General features: G+C 74.5%; 12 protein-coding genes, 3 tRNA genes and 1 pseudogene. 12 read left to right on the top strand and 4 right to left on the bottom strand.

What is annotated here, in order from left to right:
- Positions 1–2: 2 nt before the first annotated feature.
- Together C3486_RS17830 and C3486_RS17825 are read left to right on the top strand one after the other, a co-directional pair.
- Positions 3–1,004 carry an adenosine deaminase gene (locus C3486_RS17830; protein WP_103833703.1) on the top strand — a complete coding sequence of 334 codons (1,002 nt, stop codon included), beginning with the start codon at positions 3–5 and terminating at the stop codon, positions 1,002–1,004.
- A 58-nt stretch (positions 1,005–1,062) separates the two neighbouring features.
- A complete protein-coding gene (locus C3486_RS17825; RefSeq protein ID WP_103833702.1) occupies positions 1,063–1,518 on the top strand; it encodes a winged helix DNA-binding protein in 456 nt (151 codons plus the stop codon).
- Between the two features lie 9 nt (positions 1,519–1,527).
- On the opposite strand, the gene C3486_RS17820 is transcribed toward C3486_RS17825, so the two are convergent.
- Positions 1,528–3,609, bottom strand: coding sequence for a molybdopterin oxidoreductase family protein (locus C3486_RS17820; RefSeq protein WP_103833701.1), 2,082 nt, complete (start codon positions 3,607–3,609; stop codon positions 1,528–1,530).
- A 219-nt stretch (positions 3,610–3,828) separates the two neighbouring features.
- On the opposite strand from C3486_RS17820, the gene C3486_RS17815 reads away from it, so the two are divergent.
- The 6 genes from C3486_RS17815 (at position 3,829) to C3486_RS17790 (ending at position 11,406) form a co-directional block, all read left to right on the top strand.
- On the top strand, positions 3,829–4,647 hold the full coding sequence (locus tag C3486_RS17815) for a sirohydrochlorin chelatase (RefSeq protein ID WP_308461251.1): 819 nt from the start codon (positions 3,829–3,831) through the stop codon (positions 4,645–4,647).
- Entirely contained in the window at positions 4,644–6,122 is a 1,479-nt protein-coding gene (locus tag C3486_RS17810; protein ID WP_103833699.1) for a deoxyguanosinetriphosphate triphosphohydrolase, read from the top strand. The genes C3486_RS17815 and C3486_RS17810 overlap by 4 nt, the downstream gene beginning before the upstream one ends.
- Before the next feature lie 201 nt (positions 6,123–6,323).
- Positions 6,324–7,589 carry an NAD(P)/FAD-dependent oxidoreductase gene (locus C3486_RS17805; RefSeq protein ID WP_103833698.1) on the top strand — a complete coding sequence of 422 codons (1,266 nt, stop codon included), beginning with the start codon at positions 6,324–6,326 and terminating at the stop codon, positions 7,587–7,589.
- 9 nt (positions 7,590–7,598) lie between these two features.
- Positions 7,599–8,048, top strand: a complete 450-nt coding sequence (locus C3486_RS17800) for a GNAT family N-acetyltransferase (RefSeq protein ID WP_103833697.1) — start codon at positions 7,599–7,601, stop codon at positions 8,046–8,048.
- Between the two features lie 78 nt (positions 8,049–8,126).
- A complete protein-coding gene (dnaG, locus tag C3486_RS17795; RefSeq protein ID WP_103833696.1) occupies positions 8,127–10,046 on the top strand; it encodes a DNA primase in 1,920 nt (639 codons plus the stop codon).
- Between the two features lie 127 nt (positions 10,047–10,173).
- Positions 10,174–11,406 carry an RNA polymerase sigma factor gene (locus tag C3486_RS17790; protein WP_103833695.1) on the top strand — a complete coding sequence of 411 codons (1,233 nt, stop codon included), beginning with the start codon at positions 10,174–10,176 and terminating at the stop codon, positions 11,404–11,406.
- A gap of 704 nt (positions 11,407–12,110) precedes the next feature.
- Here the strand turns inward: C3486_RS17790 and C3486_RS17785 are convergent.
- Both C3486_RS17785 and C3486_RS17780 read right to left on the bottom strand, forming a co-directional pair.
- Positions 12,111–13,556 carry an FGGY family carbohydrate kinase gene (locus tag C3486_RS17785; protein ID WP_181138588.1) on the bottom strand — a complete coding sequence of 482 codons (1,446 nt, stop codon included), beginning with the start codon at positions 13,554–13,556 and terminating at the stop codon, positions 12,111–12,113.
- 112 nt (positions 13,557–13,668) lie between these two features.
- Positions 13,669–13,968, bottom strand: coding sequence for a hypothetical protein (locus tag C3486_RS17780; RefSeq protein WP_103833693.1), 300 nt, complete (start codon positions 13,966–13,968; stop codon positions 13,669–13,671).
- Positions 13,969–14,183: 215 nt separating this feature from the next.
- On the opposite strand from C3486_RS17780, the gene C3486_RS17775 reads away from it, so the two are divergent.
- The 3 genes from C3486_RS17775 (at position 14,184) to C3486_RS17765 (ending at position 14,663) form a co-directional block, all read left to right on the top strand.
- Positions 14,184–14,256, top strand: a tRNA-Asn gene (locus tag C3486_RS17775).
- 5 nt (positions 14,257–14,261) lie between these two features.
- Positions 14,262–14,334: transfer RNA gene (locus C3486_RS17770), tRNA-Asn, on the top strand.
- Positions 14,335–14,589: 255 nt separating this feature from the next.
- Positions 14,590–14,663, top strand: a tRNA-Ile gene (locus C3486_RS17765).
- 170 nt (positions 14,664–14,833) lie between these two features.
- Here the strand turns inward: C3486_RS17765 and lysA are convergent.
- Positions 14,834–16,159 (bottom strand): diaminopimelate decarboxylase, encoded by a 1,326-nt coding sequence (lysA, locus tag C3486_RS17760; protein WP_258052841.1) that lies wholly within the window; start codon positions 16,157–16,159, stop codon positions 14,834–14,836.
- Positions 16,160–16,314: 155 nt separating this feature from the next.
- On the opposite strand from lysA, the pseudogene C3486_RS17755 reads away from it, so the two are divergent.
- Positions 16,315–17,423 (top strand): annotated as a pseudogene (locus tag C3486_RS17755) (hypothetical protein); the annotation flags it as partial.

Here is a 17,423-nt window from a genome sequence, read left to right as displayed (position 1 = left end):
ACATGACGACCCCGCACACCCCGGTCCCCAAGGCCGAACTGCACCTGCACATCGAGGGCACGCTGGAGCCCGGGCTGGCGTTCGCGCTCGCCGCACGCAACGGCGTCACCTTGCCGTACGCCTCCGAGGACGAGCTGCGCCGCGCCTACTCCTTCAGCGACCTGCAGTCCTTCCTGGACCTGTACTACGCGCTGATGGCCGTGCTGCGCACCGAGGACGACTTCGCCGACCTGGCGCACGCCTATCTCGCGCGGGCGAAGGAGCAGGGCGTGCGGCACGCGGAGATCTTCTTCGATCCGCAGGCCCACACCGCACGCGGCGTGCCCATCGGCACCGTCATCGAGGGCCTGTCCCGGGCCCTGGACGCCGCCCCTGAGACCTACGGCATCACCACCCGGCTCATCATGTGCTTCCTGCGCGACGAGAGCGCGGAGTCGGCGCTGGAGACGTTCGAGGCGGCCCGCCCGTACCTGGACCGGATCACCGCGGTCGGGCTGGACTCCGCCGAGGTCGGCAATCCGCCGTCGAAGTTCCGCGAGGTGTACGCGCGGGCCCGGGAGGCCGGGCTGAAGTGCGTGGCGCACGCCGGTGAGGAGGGCCCGCCCGCGTACGTGTGGGAGGCGCTGGACATCCTCGGCGTGGACCGGATCGACCACGGCGTGCGGTGCATGGAGGACACCGAGCTGGTGGCGCGGCTGGCCGCCGAGCAGATGCCGCTGACGGTCTGTCCGCTGTCCAACGTCCGGCTGCGGGTGATCGACGACCTGGCCGACCACCCGCTGCCCGCCATGCTGGACGCGGGCCTGCTGGTGACCGTCAACTCCGACGACCCGGCCTACTTCGGCGGCTACGCGCACGACAACTTCACCGCCGTGCGGGACGCGCTCGGCCTGGACGAGCCCACCCTGCGCACGCTGGCCAGGAACTCCTTCCGGGCGTCCTTCCTGGACGAGGAGACCCGTGCCGCGTACCTCAAGGAGGTCGAGGCGCACGGGAACGCTTGACCTCAAGTCCGCTTGAGCTCCTAGCTTCGCCTGCATACCGAACGGAGAGGGCGGAGCCATGGAGTACTCGCACAGCGACACCGAACTGATCCAGCAGCCCATCGGCTACTGGAGCTGGGCCGCGTACAAGGCGGTCGTCACCCGCACCCGCGGCGCCCTCGCGGAACTGGGCACCACCCAGCCGCAGTGGTGGGTCCTCCACCAGGTCGCCTCCGCGCCGGACGGCCGGTCCCGCGCGGAGGTGACCGAAGTGCTGCGGGGCTACCTCGACGTGGGCGACGCGCTGGCGGAGGAGATCGGCACCACGGTCGCCCGCGGCTGGCTCACCCAGGACGCGGACGGCCGCCTCCGTATGACGCCGGAGGGCGCGGCCTTCTATGCGAAGGCCGCGGCGCTCCAGGAGGAGCTGTGGGCCGAGCGCCACGAGGGCATCACGGACGAGGAGTACCTGACCACCCTCAAGGTGCTCCAGCGGTTCATCCACAACACCGGAGGGCGGGCCTGGCACCACTGAGGGCCCGCGTCACGGGCCCTCCGGGGCCAGCCGGACCGCGCAGACCTTGAACTCCGGCATCCGGGACGTGGGGTCCAGGGCCGGGTTGGTGAGGGAGTTGGCGCGGCCCTCGCCGGGCCAGTGGAAGGGCATGAAGACCGTGTCCGTCCGGATGTCGGTGCTGAGGCGGGCCGGCGCCACCGCCCGGCCGCGCCGCGACTCCACGGCGACCCGGTCGCCCTCGGCGATGCCGTAGCGCGCCGCCAGGTGCGGATGGAGCTGCACGAAGGGGCCGGGGGCCGCCGCGTTCAGCTCGGCGACCCGCCGGGTCTGCGCGCCCGACTGGTACTGCGCCAGCACCCGCCCGGTGGTCAGCAGCACCGGGTACTCCGCGTCCGGCTCCTCAGCCGAAGCGCGGTGCGCGACCGGCACGAAGCGCGCCCGGCCGTCCGGGTGCGCGAACCGGTCCAGGAAGAGGCGCGGGCTGCCGGGGTGCGCCTCGTCCGGGCACGGCCAGAAGACCCCGTCCTCGGCGGCGATGCGCCGGTAGCTGATGCCGGCGTAATCGGCGGGGCCGCCCGCCGAGGCCCGGCGCAGCTCCCCGAAGACCTCCTCCGGGTCGGCGGGGAAGCCCTTCTCGTGGCCCAGGCGGGCCGCGAGACCGTTCAGCACCGCCAGGTCCGTACGGACGCCCGGCGGCGGGTCCACGGCCCGGCGGCGCAGCAGGACGCGGCCCTCCAGGTTCGTCGTCGTCCCGGTCTCCTCGGCCCACTGCGTCACCGGCAGCACGACGTCGGCCAGTGCCGCCGTCTCCGAGAGGACCACGTCCGCGACGGCCAGGAAGTCCAGCGCGCGGATGCGGTCCTCCACGTGCGCGGCGCGCGGCGCGGAGACCACCGGGTTGGACCCCATCAGGAGCAGCGCGCGCACCTCGGTGCCGAGCGCGTCCAGCAACTCGTAGGCGCTGCGCCCCGGGCCCGGCAGGCTGTCGGGGGAGACGCCCCAGACGGCCGCCACGTGCTCCCTGGCGGCCGGGTCGTCGAGCTTGCGGTAGCCGGGCAGCTGGTCGGCCTTCTGGCCGTGCTCGCGGCCGCCCTGGCCGTTGCCCTGACCCGTCAGGCAGCCGTATCCGGACAGCTCGCGGCCGGCCCGCCCGGTGGCCAGGCACAGGTTGATCCACGCGCCCACCGTGTCGGTGCCCTTCGCCTGCTGTTCGGGGCCGCGCGCGGTGAGCACCATCGAGGAGGCGGCGTCGCAGAACATCGAGACGGCCGCGCGCAGCTGCGGCACCGGCACGCCGGTGATCCGCTCCACCAGCTCCGGCCAGTGCGCCATCGCGGCGGCCCGCGCCTCGGGCCAGCCGGTGGTGCGCTCCGCGATGAACGCCTCGTCCGTACGGCCCTGCGCGACGACGAGGTGGAGCAGGCCGAGGGCGAGCGCGAGGTCCGTGCCGGGGCGCGGCGCGAGGTGCAGGTCGGCGGCCTCGGCCGTCTTCGTGCGGCGCGGGTCGACGACGATCAGCTTGCCGCCGTTCTCCCGCAGTTCGGTCAGGTACCGCAGCGCGGGCGGCATGGTCTCGGCGAGGTTGGAGCCCACCAGGATCACGCAGCCGGTGCGCGCCACGTCCGCCAGCGGGAAGGGCAGGCCGCGGTCCAGGCCGAAGGCCCGCTGGTGCGCGGCTGCCGCCGACGACATGCAGAACCGGCCGTTGTAGTCGATCTGCGAGGTGCCGAGCGCGACCCGCGCGAACTTGCCCAGCGCGTACGCCTTCTCGTTGGTCAGCCCGCCGCCCCCGAAGACGCCGACCGCGTCGTTCCCGTACGCCTCACGGGCCCGGCCGAGCCCCGCCGCCACCCGGTCCAGGGCCTCGTCCCACGAGGCGGGGCGCAGCTCGCCACCGTCCCTGACCAGCGGTTCGGTCAGCCGAACCCGGCGGTCCAGCACCTCGGCCGCGGTACGGCCCTTGCCGCACAGCGCCCCGCGGTTCACGGGGAAGGCCGGGCGCTCGACCACCCGCACCCCGCCCTCTCCGGGGCGCAGCGACATCCCGCACTGCAGGGAGCAGTACGGGCAGTGCGTATCGACCGTAGGGGTCGTGACCTCGGCGTTCATACGGGTACCGTGCACCCCGCGGGTTTCCGGAGCAGCGCCGCGGTGTTACGTGACCGGCACGGGCCCCTCCCCGGAACGCGGCCCGCGGCGTGAGGCAGGAGAAACGACTCGTCACCCCTGCGCAACGCACCGGCAACTCTCCGCTGCCAGGCTCCCTCCATGACGGCGTCGAACGCGCACCTTCCCGCTTCGGTTCCCTTCGACAGTACGGCGCAGCTCATGACAGAGATCACCGCACAGCTCAGCACACAGCTCAGCCGGGTCAGACTCCACAGCCGCCGCACGGCGCCGGGCGGAGCCGACCGGACGCCGACGCTCGTCGCGGTGGCGCACGGCAGCCGCGACCCCCGTGCCCTGGCGACCGTCACCGCCCTGCTGGACCGGGTACGGGCGCAGCGCCCCGGGCTCCCCGTCCGGCTGGGCCACATCGAACTGAACGCGCCGCTCCTGCCCGACGTGCTGGCCCGGCTGCACGGCGACGCCGTCCTCGTGCCGCTGCTGCTGAGCCGCGGCTACCACGTCAAGCACGACATACCGGCGATGGCCGCCGCCGCTTCCCACGTCAGGACCCGCATCGCCGCACCCCTCGGCCCGCACTCGCTGCTCGCCGAAGCGCTCCACGCACGGCTCACGGAGGCCGGCACGCGGCCCGGGGCGCCCGGCACCGGCATAGTCCTGGCGGCCGCCGGCTCCCGTGACCCGGACTCCGCCGCCGACACCGCACGCACCGCCCGCCTGCTCTCCGCACGGCTCGGCGGCACGCCCGTCGTCCCCGGTTACGCGGCGGGCGCCGGGGCCACCGTCGAGGAGGCCGCCGACGGGCTGCGCACCCGTGGCCTGCGGCCCGTCCTCGCCTCGTACTTCACCGCGCCCGGCCGCTTCGCCACCGCCTCCGCCGCGGTGCTGGAGGCCGCCGCCGCGCCCCTGGGCGACCACCCGGCCCTCGCCCGTCTCGTTCTGCACCGCTACGACCAGGCGCTCCGCTCGCGCACCGGTTCCGACCACAAGGAGGCAGGTGCGGCTACCGTCGCGGTATGACGGGTACGCCCTTTCAGCCCACCGGCCGTCCCACCCACGAGGACGGCGCCGGCCCGGTCCCGCAGACCGGCGCGCGCGCGGACCGGGCGCCGCACCAGGCGCCCGACCCCGACGCGCCGCCGCACCCCACGGCGGCCGACGCGCCGCAGTACACCGGCTACACCCCGGCCGACGCCGAGCGCTGGGTGGCCGAGCCGGACAAACGCCCCGGCCGCACGGCCTTCCAGCGCGACCGCGCCCGGGTGCTGCACTCCGCCGCGCTGCGCAGGCTGGCCGGCAAGACCCAGGTCGTCACGCCCGGCGTGGAGATGTCCGGCGCGGGACGGGCGCACGCCTGGGACGCCACGCCCCGCACCCGGCTCACCCACTCCCTGGAGTGCGCGCAGGTGGGCCGGGAGCTGGGCGCCGCGCTCGGCTGCGACCCGGACCTGGTGGAGACCGCGTGCCTGGCGCACGACCTGGGCCACCCGCCCTTCGGGCACAACGGTGAGCAGGCCCTGAACGAAGTGGCCGAACCCTGCGGGGGCTTCGAGGGCAACGCGCAGTCCCTGCGGCTGCTGGCCCGGCTCGAACCGAAACGGTTCGTCACGGACGACGACGGCCGCATCGTCAGCGTCGGGCTCAACCTCACGCGTGCCGCCCTGGACGCCGCGACCAAGTACCCCTGGCGGCGCGGCGGCCACCCCCACGACCCGCACTCGCACAAGTTCGGGGTGTACGCCGACGACCTGCCCGTCTTCCGGTGGCTGCGGCAGGGCGCCCCCGAAGGCGCGCGCAGCTTCGAGGCGCAGGTCATGGACTGGTCCGACGACGTCGCCTACTCCGTGCACGACGTGGAGGACGGGCTGCACGCCGGCCACCTGGACCCGGCCGTGCTCTACGCCGACCCCGAACGCGCCGAGGTCTTCGCGGTGGCCGCCGACCGGTACGCGCCCGGCGCCGGCGACGCCGAGCTGGGCGCGGCCCTGGACCGGCTGCTGGACCAGGAGTGGTGGCCGCACGGCTACGACGGCTCCGCGCTCGCCCAGGCCCGCCTGAAGGACGCCACGAGCCAGCTGATCGGCCGGTTCTGCCTGGCCGCCGAGACCGCCACCCGCGCCGCCTACGGCACCGGGCGGCTCACCCGCTACCGGGCCGAGCTGGTCGTCCCCGAGGAGACCCGCCTGGAGTGCGCCGTACTGAAGGCCGTCGCCGACCGGTACGTGATGCAGCGCCCCGACCAGGAGGCGCTGCGCGCCGAACAGCGGGTGATCATCGCCGAGCTGGCCGAGGCGCTGCTCGCGCGGGCACCGGACGGCCTCGACCCGCAGTTCCGGTCGCTGTTCGACGCGGCCGGGGACGACACCGCACGCATGCGCGCCGTCATCGACCAGATCGCGGCCCTCACGGACGCCTCGGCGCGCACCCTGCACGCCCGCCTCACCCGTCCCAAGAGCCACACATCGACGCGGCGCCCGCCCGCGCGTGACAACTAAGGGTGACGCGGCAAGGGCCTACCCTCTTCCCCCATCACGCTCTGTGCGGGACGCTCGAACCCCCGCCGTGCTGAGAGTCGGTACGACACCGGCTCAACGGGCTCGAACGGGGGTATGGCTTTTTCGAACGGGGTACCAACGGGGGCCGAACGGGGGGCGTTCAAGGCGCAGACGGACTGCGCCGCAGCGAGGAGGAAGCAAGTGGTCGACGCACACCAGACGTTCGTCATCGTCGGCGGTGGCCTGGCCGGGGCAAAGGCAGCCGAGACCCTCCGGTCGGAGGGGTTCAGCGGCCGGGTGATCCTCATCTGTGACGAGCGCGACCACCCGTACGAACGGCCGCCGCTCTCCAAGGACTTCCTGATCGGCAAGGCCGAGCGGGACAGCGTCTTCGTGCACGAACCGGCGTGGTACGCGCAGAGCGACATCGAACTGCACCTCGGCCAGCCCGCGGTGGCCCTGGACCCGGTCGCCCGCACGGTACGGCTCGGCGACGGCACCCTCATCGCCTACGACAAGCTGCTGCTGGCCACCGGCGCCGAGCCGCGCCGCCTGGACATCCCCGGCACCGACCTGGCCGGCGTCCACCACCTGCGCCGCCTCGCCCACGCCGAACGGCTGCGCGGCGTGCTGGCCTCCCTGGGCCGCGACAACGGCCACCTCGTGATCGCCGGCGCCGGCTGGATCGGCCTGGAGGTCGCCGCCGCAGCCCGCTCCTACGGCGCCGAGGTCACCATCGTCGAGCCCTCGCCCACCCCGCTGCACGGCGTGCTCGGCCCCGAGATCGGCGGGCTCTTCACCGAGCTGCACCGCGAGCACGGCGTCCGCTTCCACTTCGGCGCCACCCTCACCGAGATCACCGGCGACGGCGGCGTCGTCCTCGCCGCGCAGACCGACGACGGCGAGGAGCACCCCGCGCACGACGTGCTCGCCGCGATCGGCGCCGCGCCCCGCACCGCCCTCGCCGAGCAGGCCGGGCTCGCCCTCGTGGACCGCGCGGACGGCGGCGGCATCGTCGTGGACGCCTCGCTGCGCACCTCCGACCCGCACATCTTCGCGGCCGGCGACGTGGCCGCCGCTGCCCACCCGGTCCTGGACACCCGGCTGCGCGTGGAGCACTGGGCGAACGCGCTGAACGGCGGCCCCGCCGCGGCCCGCGCCATGCTCGGCCAGGAGGTCTCCTACGACCGCATCCCGTACTTCTTCTCCGACCAGTACGACGTCGGCCTGGAGTACTCCGGATACGCCCCGCCCGGCTCGTACGAGCAGGTCGTCCTCCGCGGCGACGTCGGCAAGCGCGAGTTCATCGCCTGCTGGCTGGACGGCGGCGGCCGGCTGCTGGCCGCGATGAACGTCAACGTCTGGGACGTCACCGAAACGCTCCAGAACATGATCCGCTCCGGACGCGCACTGGACGCCGAGGCGCTGGCCGATCCGACGGTCCCGCTGGAGTCGTTCCTCGCGTAGCGTGCGGGCATGCAGATCCGTACCGCGTCCGTCCCGGTGGCGGAGATCTTCGACCTGCGGTGGTCGGTGCTCCGCCCCGGGCTGCCCGCCGAGGCCGCCGTGTACCCGGAGGACTCCGACCCCGGCGTCTTCCACATGGCCGCGTACGACGGCGACGCCGTGGCGGCCTGCGCGACCTTCTTCCCCGACCCCGTGCCGGGCGAGGAGGACCTCACCGCGTACCGCTTCCGCGGCATGGCCAGCGCCCCGGAGGCACGCGGGCGCGGCTTCGGGGCCGCCGTGCTGCGCGCGGGCATCGAGGAGGCGGCGCGCCGCGGCGCGGAGCGCGTCTGGTGCAACGGGCGGGTCTCCGCGAGCGGCTTCTACGAGCGGATGGGCTTCACCACGGACGGTGCGACGTTCGAGATCGTGCCGAGCGGCCCGCACCACCGCTTCGTCCTGAAGACCGCCGCCGGCTGAGCCGCCGCGTCCGGGACCGCCGGGGCCGGCGGGGGAGCGGACCCGGGAGTTGTCGGTGGTCCCCCGTAGAATTCTCGCGTGGCAGGCAGGATCAACGATGACGACGTGCGGGCGGTGCGGGACGCGGTCCCGATCGACGCCGTCGTGTCCGAGTACCTCCAGCTCCGCAACGCCGGCGGCGGCAACCTGAAGGGCCTCTGCCCCTTCCACGACGAGAAGTCCCCCTCCTTCCACGTCAGCCCCGCCAAGGGGCTGTACCACTGCTTCGGCTGCCAGGAGGGCGGCGACACCGTCGACTTCATCATGAAGGTCGACCACCTCTCCTTCGCCGAGACCATCGAGCGGCTGGCCTCCCAGGCGGGCATCACCCTGCGGTACGAAGAGGGCGGCTACGCCCCCGGACGGCAGCAGGGCGAGCGGACCCGGCTGGTCGAGGCTCACAAGATCGCCGCGCAGTTCTACATCGACCAGCTGGACAGCCCCGAGGCCGAGATCGGCCGGAAGTTCCTCGCCGAGCGCGGCTTCGACCAGGCCGCTGCCCGGCACTTCGGCGTCGGCTACAGCCCGGCCGGCTGGGACCACCTCACCCGCTTCCTGCGCGGCCGCGGCTTCACGGACAAGGAGCTGATCCTCTCCGGCCTCTCCCAGGACGGCCGCCGCGGCCCCATCGACCGCTTCCGCGGCCGCCTGATGTGGCCCATCCGCGACATCGCCGGCGAGGTCGTCGGCTTCGGCGCGCGCAAGCTCCGGGACGACGACAACGGCCCGAAGTACCTCAACACCCCCGAGACCCCGATCTACCGCAAGTCCCACGTGCTCTACGGCATCGACCTGGCCAAGAAGGAGATCGCCAAGAACAACCGCGCGGTCGTGGTCGAGGGGTACACCGACGTCATGGCCTGCCACCTCGCCGGCGTCCGCAACGCCATCGCGACCTGCGGCACCGCCTTCGGCGGCGAGCACATCAAGATCCTGCGCCGGCTGCTGATGGACAACGGCTCGGCGGGCGTCGTCTTCACCTTCGACGGCGACGCGGCGGGTCAGAAGGCCGCGCTGCGGGCCTTCGAGGACGACCAGAAGTTCGCCGCCGAGACCTACATCGCCATCGCGCCCGACGGCATGGACCCCTGCGAGCTGCGCCTCGCCAAGGGCGACGAGGCGGTCGCCGACCTCGTCGAGCCGCGCACGCCGCTGTTCGCCTTCGCCCTCCGGTCGATCGTCTCCCAGTACCAGCTCGACTACGAGGAGGGCCAGGTCGCCGCGCTGAACGCGGCGATCCCCGTGGTCGCCAAGATCAAGAACCGCACCCTGCGCAGCCGGTACGCCACCCGGCTCGGCGGCATGGTGGGCCTCGCCTCGCCCGCCGAGGAGGAGGCGGTGCGCCGGCGCGTGCACGCCCTGGCCGCGAGCTACGAGCGCGGGGGCGGCGGGGGGCAGCAGCAGCCCGCCGGGCCGCCCGGCCGCGGCGTCCGCACCGACCACCGGCCGCCGGAGCGGCCCGCGACGCCCCGCGGCCCGCGGCTCGACCTGCGCACCCCCGCCCGCCGCGTCGAGCGCGAGCTGCTCAAGCTGGCCCTGCAGCGCCCCGACCTGGTGGCCCCGACCTTCGACGCGTACGGCGCCGACGAGTTCACCGCGCCGCCGTACGTCGCCGTGCGCGAGGCCATCGCGGCGGCCGGCGGGGTGACCGCGGCCGACGCCGGCTACCTGGCGCGGGTCCGCGAGGCCGCGCCCGACGACACCGTCGACGCCATGATCCGGGAGCTGGCCATGGAGCAGCTCCTCACCCGACGGGATCCGGACGAGCTGTACGCCGGCACCCAGCTGGCCGCCGTGCGGCTGGCCGCCGTCGTCCGGCGCACCGCCGAGATCCAGGGCGCCATGCGGCGCTGCGAGGCCGGCGGCGACATGTCGGCCTACTCCACCCTCCAGCACGAGCTCTGGGTCCTGGAGCAGTACGCCCGGTCGCTGCGGGAGCGCGGCGCGGCGGCACTCTGACGGCCGCCGGCGCCGCCCCGCGGCCGGACCGGCTCGTTCTCCGTAACCGGTCGGTCACCCGCTGAATGCAAAAAGTCGCCGCACGCCCCTCGTGGCGGGAGTGTGTCGTACTCCACACTGAGGAACGGTGCCCGAGTCCTCGGAGCGCGGCGGACCCGGACGCAGCAACGTCCCGGAGCCGGACGCGCATCCGCTCGTGATGTACGGGACGGAAGGCGGCCCGGCCGCAGCCGTACCCGACCTTTGTGCCGCCTCACGCGCATTCACCCTGGAGGTCGCCCCCGTGCACACCCGGAGCCTCGCCGACGCGCCGGCCGCCGACGCGCCGGCCGCAGCGGCCGCCACCGTGCCCCAGCAGGCCGAGCCGCCCGCCCCCGAGATGCTGGCCGACGAGCCGGAGCCGGCACCGGAGCAGCCCGCGGAGCAGCCCGCCAAGCCCGACGCCGGCGGCCCGTCCTCCGACCTCTTCCGCCAGTACCTGCGCGAGATCGGCCGGATTCCGCTGCTCACGGCGGCCGAGGAGGTCGAGCTGGCGCGGCGGGTGGAGGCCGGCCTGTTCGCCGAGGAGAAGCTCGGCACCACCCCCGACCTGGACTCCCAGCTCGCCGTCGACCTCGACAAGCTCGTGGTACTGGGCCGGATGGCGAAGCGGCGCCTGATCGAGGCCAACCTCCGCCTGGTCGTCTCGGTCGCCAAGCGGTACGTCGGCCGCGGCCTGACCATGCTCGACCTCGTACAGGAGGGCAACCTCGGCCTGATCCGCGCCGTCGAGAAGTTCGACTACGCCCGCGGCTACAAGTTCTCCACGTACGCGACCTGGTGGATCCGGCAGGCCATGTCCCGCGCCCTCGCCGACCAGGCCCGCACGATCCGGGTCCCGGTCCACGTCGTGGAGCTGATCAACCGCGTCGTACGGGTCCAGCGCCGGATGCTCCAGGAGCGCGGCTACGAACCCACCCCCGAAGAGGTCGCGGCCCACCTCGACCTCCCGGCGGAGCGGGTCAGCGAGGTCCTCCGCCTCGCCCAGGAGCCGGTCTCGCTGCACGCGCCGGTCGGCGAGGAGGACGACGTCGCGCTCGGCGACCTCATCGAGGACGGCGACGCGACCTCCCCCGTGGAGTCCGCCGCGTTCCTGCTGCTGCGCGAGCACCTTGAAGCGGTGCTCTCCACCCTCGGCGAACGCGAGCGCAAGGTCGTCCAGCTCCGCTACGGCCTGGTCGACGGCCGCCCGCGCACGCTGGAGGAGATCGGCCGGATCTTCGGCGTCACCCGCGAACGCATCCGCCAGATAGAGTCCAAGACCCTCAACAAACTCCGCGACCACGCCTTCGCCGACCAGCTCAGGGGCTACCTGGACTGACGCGCCGCGCCGCCGCGCCGCGGTTCGGCCTCGACGCGGGTCAGCCCGCAGATCGCCTCCTGGCGCGCTGACGCGCTGCCGAGTGCTCGGGCGGACTGACGTGCAGCGCCGCCGTCGCGCCGGGTCGGCCTCGACGCGGGTCAGCCCGCAGATCGCCTCCTGGCGCGCTGACGCGCTGCCGAGCGCTCGGGCGGGTCTCGTCGTCGTCCGCGCGGCTGCCGCTGGGGAGTGGCCTGCCTGCGGGTGGGGGCCTCTGTGCCGGGGGCTTCGCCGCCTGGGTCCTCGGGGGTCCCGCGTCGGATGCGGCGCGCCCGTCGCGCCGCGGTTCGGCCTCGACGCGGGTCAGCCCGCAGATCGCCTCCTGGCGTGCTGACGCGCTGCCGAGTGCTCGGGCGGACTGACGTGCAGCGCCGCCGTCGCGCCGGGTCGGTCTCGACGCGGGTCAGCCCGCAGATCGCTTCCTGGCGTGCTGACGAGCTGCCGAGCGTTCGGGCGGGTCTCGTCGTCGTCCGCGCGGCTGCCGCTGGGGAGTGGCCCGCCTGCGGGTGAGCGGCCTCTGTGCCGGGGGCTTCGCCGACCGGGGCCTCGGGGGCCCAACGGATGTGGCGCGCCCGTCGCGCCGCGGGTCGGCCCCGCCGCCGCGTGGCCGCGCCATCCCGCGTGGCCGCGCCACCCCCTCGCGCGGCGCGCCAGCCCCTCGTGTCTCAGCCCGCCGAGGCCGCCTCGAGTGCGCCCGGGTAGGTCTCGTCGCGCACCGTCGCGTACTGCTGGCGTACCGCCTGGCCCACGGCCAGTTCCTCGCCCGGCTCGAACACCTGGCACGCCGCGGCCGGCCAGGCCGGGGGCTCCTGTGCCGTGTGCGTGCCGTGTGCGAGGCCCAGCGCCCACGCCGCCTGCCGGGCCGCGCCCAGCGCCGCGTAGTCCGCCGGCTGCGGCACCACGACCTGCGCGCCCAGCAGCGCCGGCGCCGCGGCCTGTACGGCGCCCAGCTCGGCGGCGGCGCCCAGCAGGAACACCCGGCGCACCTGCACGCCCCGGCCGCGCAGCACGTCCAGCGCGTCCGCCAGCCCGCACAGCATGCCCTCGACCGCGGCCCGCGCCATGTGCTCGGGCTTCATGCTCTCCCGCCGCAGCCCGTGCAGCGAGCCCGCGGTGTGCGGCAGGTGCGGGGTGCGCTCGCCCTCCAGGTACGGCAGCAGCACCATCCCGTACGCGCCGGGCGTGGACTTCAGCGCCAGGTCCGACAGCCCCTCCAGATCCGTGCCGAGCGCGTCGGCCATGCCGCGCAGCACCCGTACGGCATTGCTGACGTGCACGACCGGCAGGTGCAGCCCCGTCGCGTCCGCGAAGGACGTGATCGTCCCCGTGGAGTCGGCCAGCGCCTCGTGGTGGATGCCGAAGACCGAGCCGGAGGCGCCGAGCGACACCACCGCGTCCCCTATGCCCACGCCGAGCCCGAAGGCCGCCGCCATCGTCTCGCCCGTACCGGCGGAGATCAGCAGCCCCTCGGGGGTCACCCCGGCCGCGTCGGCCGGGCCCAGCACCTCGGGGAGCCGCACCTGGTGCCCGAGCGCCAGCTCGACCAGGTCCGGGCGGTACGCGCCGCTCGCCGCCGACCAGAAGCCGGTGCCCGAGGCCCCGCTCCGGTCCGTCGTGCGCCGCGCGGGCCGCCCCAGCAGCTGCCAGACCAGCCAGTCGTGCGGCTGCATGATCTCGGCGACGCGGGCGGCGTGCTCCGGCTCGTTCCGCGCCAGCCAGCGCAGCTTCGCCACCGGCTGGGCGGCGTGCGGCACGGAACCCACGCCCTGCGCCCACGCCGAGCGCCCCCCGAGCGCGTCGATCAGGTCGGCCGCCGCGCTCTGCGCCCGCTTGTCGTTGCCCATGAGCGCGGGCCGTACGAGGCTCCCCTCGCCGTCCAGCACCAGCAGCCCGTGCTGCTGTGCCGAGACGCCGATGGCCTGCACCCCTTCCAGGAGCCCGCCCGCGGCCGCCTCGCCGAGTGACATCAGCCACGTCTGCGGATCGACATCGGGTCCCTTCCCGTCAGGGTGCGGGGCGTACCCCTGCCTGACGACGGCACCCGTTTCGGTGTCGCAGACGACGATGCGTGTGCTTTCGGACGAGCTGTCCAACCCGGCGACTATCCCCATGCGCCTGATGATGCCGCATGGGACGGACGGTACGGAAAGCGGTCTCCCCGGGCCGCGTGGCGGCGGCCCGGGGAGACCGGCGGGTCCGGCCGGGCGCGCCCGGCTGCGGGGGTCAGGTGTTGCTGGTGCCCCAGTCGTCGTCCGCGCCCGAACCCTGCTCGCGCAGCGAACGCACGCGGTCCGTCACGGAGTTCGGCATCTTGTCGCCGACCTTGGCCGACACCGCGTCGTACGCCTTGGTCGCCGCCTGCCGTCCGGTCTGCGCCGCGGACTCGGCGGTGTTGCGTACCGCGGGGTTCTGCGCGATCCGCTGCGCGCTCTTGCGCAGCTGTTCGTACCGCTCCCGCCCGGCCCGCGTGCCGAGCACGTATCCGATGGCCAGTCCCGCGATGAACGTGAGCCGGTAGCGCATCGCTCCACCCTTCTGTCTGGTCGTTCCCGCTCGCCGGTACCCGCCGTCGAGGCGGTCAGTCGCCGGGCTGTGCTCCGCCTACCCGCGACCCGGCTGATCACCCGTGGGCATACCGATTGGCGAAGCACCCCCCTGCTTGCGCTAATGTATGTGTCGCAGCGAGCGCACGCCGTCCGGAAGCCCGGACCGGAGTGCATTCGGTGCATACGGAGCAATCCCCTGTAGCTCAATTGGCAGAGCAGCCGGCTGTTAACCGGCAGGTTACTGGTTCGAGTCCAGTCGGGGGAGCGCAGTCCCCTGTAGCTCAATTGGCAGAGCATTCGGCTGTTAACCGGAGGGTTACTGGTTCGAGTCCAGTCGGGGGAGCAGAAGGAAGAGGACCCCGCGAGGGGTCCTTTTTCGTGTCACCACCGGCCGGCGGCGGGCCACCCAGGAATCGAACATCCGGGCCACTCCAAAGAGTGATCCTCTGGGTGGAACCGAACGGTGGTGATCGCAGTCTTCACGACCGCACGCGGCAATCCGCTCCGCGCTCGGCAGCCACCCGCACGGGCAGCAGATCGTATGAGCGGCTATGCTGCGGCAGACGGCGCGCACAAATGTGCGCGGCGCGCCGTGACGGGGGCGGTAGCTCAGCCGGTTAGAGCAGCGGACTCATAATCCGTCGGCCGTGGGTTCGAGTCCCACCCGCCCCACAGCACGCTCGCTGCAGAATCGATCTGACCAGCGAGCCCACGGCACAGGAGAGCCGGGCGGCCATGGACACCATGGCGGCCCGGCTCTTTTCGTACGACCGCGGCCCGGCTCTTTTCGTACGACCGTGGCGGCGCGGGCGCCTCTCGGGGCCGGGGCGTCGCGGTGGTCGTCACGCCTCCCCGGCGTCCGGCGGTACGTCCCGGCGCAGCAGGTCCTCGTACGTTTCGCGGCGGACGACCTCGCGGGCTTCGCCAGCGGCGCAGAAGACGACCGGCGGGCGGCGGGCGCCGTTGTAGTTGTTCGAGAGGGAGTAGCAGTACGCGCCGGTGACCGGTACGGCGATCACGTCGCCGGGGCGGGGCGAGCGCAGCGGGACGTCGCGGATCAGGGTGTCGCCCGACTCGCAGTGCCGGCCCACCAGGTCGCAGGGCTCGCCGCCGCCGACCCGCGCCGCGACCGTCGCCTCGAAGCGCTGGCCGTACAGCATCGGCTCCAGGTTGTCGCCCATGCCGCCGTCGACCGCGACGAGCGTGCGCGGGCCCGGCTTCACGGTCACCGCACGGTAGAGGGTCAGCGCGGCGCCGGCCACGAGGGAGCGGCCGGGCTCGATGATCAGCCGCGCGGTCTCCGGGAGCTGCGCGCGGGCGGCGTCCGTGAGGGTGCGGACGTACTCCTCGATACTGGGCGGCGCGTCGTCGTAGGTGTACCGCACGCCGAGGCCGCCGCCGAGGTCGTACACCGCGTGCTCGCCCAGTTCGCCGAGGGCGCCCAGCGCCTCGACGGCGCGGGCGAACGGCGCGGTCTCCAGCAGCTGCGAGCCCACGTGGACGTGCAGCCCCTCCAGACGCAGCCGGCCGCTCGCGCGCAGCCGGGCGGCCGCGCGGACCGCGTCCGGGACCGCCAGGCCGAACTTCGAGCCGCGGTGCCCGGTGGCCATCGCCGCGTGCGTGTCCGCGTCGACCTCCGGTATGACGCGGAGCAGGACGCGCTGCCGGGCGCCGTCGGGCACCAGGCGTTCCAGGCGGTCGATGTCGTCCTCGTTGTCCACCACGATCGTCCCGGCGCCCGCCGCGACGGCCATGGCCAGTTCCTCGTCGGTCTTGGCGTTGCCGTGCACGACGATGCGGGCCGGGTCGGCCCCTGCGGCGAGCGCGGCGGCCAGCTCGCCGCCCCCGGCCACGTCGACGCCCAGGCCCTCCTCGGTCAGCACGCGGATCACCGCGGTACAGGGGAACGCCTTGGAGGCGAAGACGGCTTGGCTGTTCGGCCAATGCGCGGCGAGGGCCCGTACGTACTGCCGGGCGCGGTCGCGCAGGGCCGCCTCGGACACGATCACGGCGGGCGTCCCGAAACGCTCGGCGAGATCGGTCAGCCGGCAGCCGCCGACCACCAGCTCGCCGTCCTCGTCCAGGCGGGAGCCGGGCGGGAAGAGGCCGACGAGGCCGGTGGCGGGGGCCGGAACGGGTTCTTCGGTCACGGGCGCGGGGACGGTCACGGGTTCGGACTCCTGTCACTGGGGGGACCGGCGAGGGACTGCGCGGCGGACCGCACGGTGGAGTGCGGGGCGGGCCGGGGGCGGGCTGCGCGGCTATCGTGGCAGCCCGCACGGGCCGGCACCCCGGCCGATCGACGCAGGAATCGAGGGGCGCGTTGTCCGATCCCACAACGCCTGTCACGGCCCCCGTTGAGGCCGCAGGGCCGGGAGGGCAGCTCGCCGAGCCTCTGGGGGAGCGGGCCGCCGGTACGCTCCGGCTGCTCGTCGAGGGCGCGTCCGGCGTGCTCGGGCGGGTGCTGGCCGCCCCCGACGGTCTGGACGTGCCCGTACGCGGCACGGTGATCCATGACCCCGGCGATCCGCTGCCGCCTTCGCCCGCCGCCGTCCTGCTGCTCGTCGGGACGGACGTGACCGACCCGCGGGCCTGTGCGGTGCTGCGGCAGGCGGCCGGGCGCGGCTTCACCGCCGCGGTGGTCAAGGAGCGCGGCCAGGACCCGGCGCGGCTGGCCGAGACGGCCGAGGCCTGCGGGATCGCGGTGCTGGCTGCCGGGGACGCGGTGCCGTGGCGGCAGGTGGACGCGGAGCTGAGCTGCGCGCTCGCGGCGTACGGGATCGGCGGCGCGGCCGGGGCGGCGCCGGCCGGCGGGGCCGAGCTGTTCGCGCTCGCCGACACCCTCGCGGCCGTGGCGGGCGGCTCGGTCGCCATCGAGGACCTGGACCAGAACGTCGTCGCGTACTCCAAGGTGCCCGGCCAGCGCATCGATGCCCTGCGCGAGCGCGGCATCCTCCAGCGCCGGGTCCCCGACCTCCCCGAACAGCGCGGACAGTACCGCGAGGTGCTCGCGGCACCGGGCGTCGTCCGCTTCCCCGCGTACCGCGACGAACTGGCGCGGGCCGCCGTCGCCGTACGGGCCGGCGCCCTGCCGCTCGGCACGCTCTGGGCGATCGAACCGGCCGACGGGCTGTCCGACGAGGCCGTCGCCGCGCTCCGGGACACCGCCCGGCTGGCCGCGCCGCACCTGCTCCGGGCGCTCTACTCGCCGGAGACGGAGCGGCGGCTGCGCCGGGACACCTTCCGCGCCGTACTGCACGGCGCCGGACCGCCGGCGGACGAGGCGGCGGAGCGGCTGGGGCTGCGCCCCGGTACGGAGTTCACACTGGCGGCCTTCGCGCTGCCGGCCCCTGCACGCGGGTACGGTGCGGGGCCGCCCGGTGCCGTGTCGGGGGCGAAGGCGGGGCCCGGCGCGGGGGGCGGTGCGGGGCC

Source organism: Streptomyces sp. Ru73, from assembly GCF_002920575.1.
Lineage (GTDB): Bacteria > Actinomycetota > Actinomycetes > Streptomycetales > Streptomycetaceae > Streptomyces.
The sequence above is the reverse complement of the archived record's forward strand: the minus strand, read 5'-3'. Positions and strand labels throughout refer to the sequence as shown.

Excerpts from the sequence above, each read along its gene's own strand:
- C3486_RS17830 (WP_103833703.1), top strand. The coding sequence starts at position 3 with ATGACGACCCCGCACACCCCGGTCCCCAAGGCCGAACTGCACCTGCAC.
- C3486_RS17825 (WP_103833702.1), top strand. The coding sequence starts at position 1,063 with ATGGAGTACTCGCACAGCGACACCGAACTGATCCAGCAGCCCATCGGC.
- C3486_RS17820 (WP_103833701.1), bottom strand. The coding sequence starts at position 3,609 with ATGAACGCCGAGGTCACGACCCCTACGGTCGATACGCACTGCCCGTAC.
- C3486_RS17815 (WP_308461251.1), top strand. The coding sequence starts at position 3,829 with ATGACAGAGATCACCGCACAGCTCAGCACACAGCTCAGCCGGGTCAGA.
- C3486_RS17810 (WP_103833699.1), top strand. The coding sequence starts at position 4,644 with ATGACGGGTACGCCCTTTCAGCCCACCGGCCGTCCCACCCACGAGGAC.
- C3486_RS17800 (WP_103833697.1), top strand. The coding sequence starts at position 7,599 with ATGCAGATCCGTACCGCGTCCGTCCCGGTGGCGGAGATCTTCGACCTG.
- C3486_RS17785 (WP_181138588.1), bottom strand. The coding sequence starts at position 13,556 with ATGGGGATAGTCGCCGGGTTGGACAGCTCGTCCGAAAGCACACGCATC.
- C3486_RS17780 (WP_103833693.1), bottom strand. The coding sequence starts at position 13,968 with ATGCGCTACCGGCTCACGTTCATCGCGGGACTGGCCATCGGATACGTG.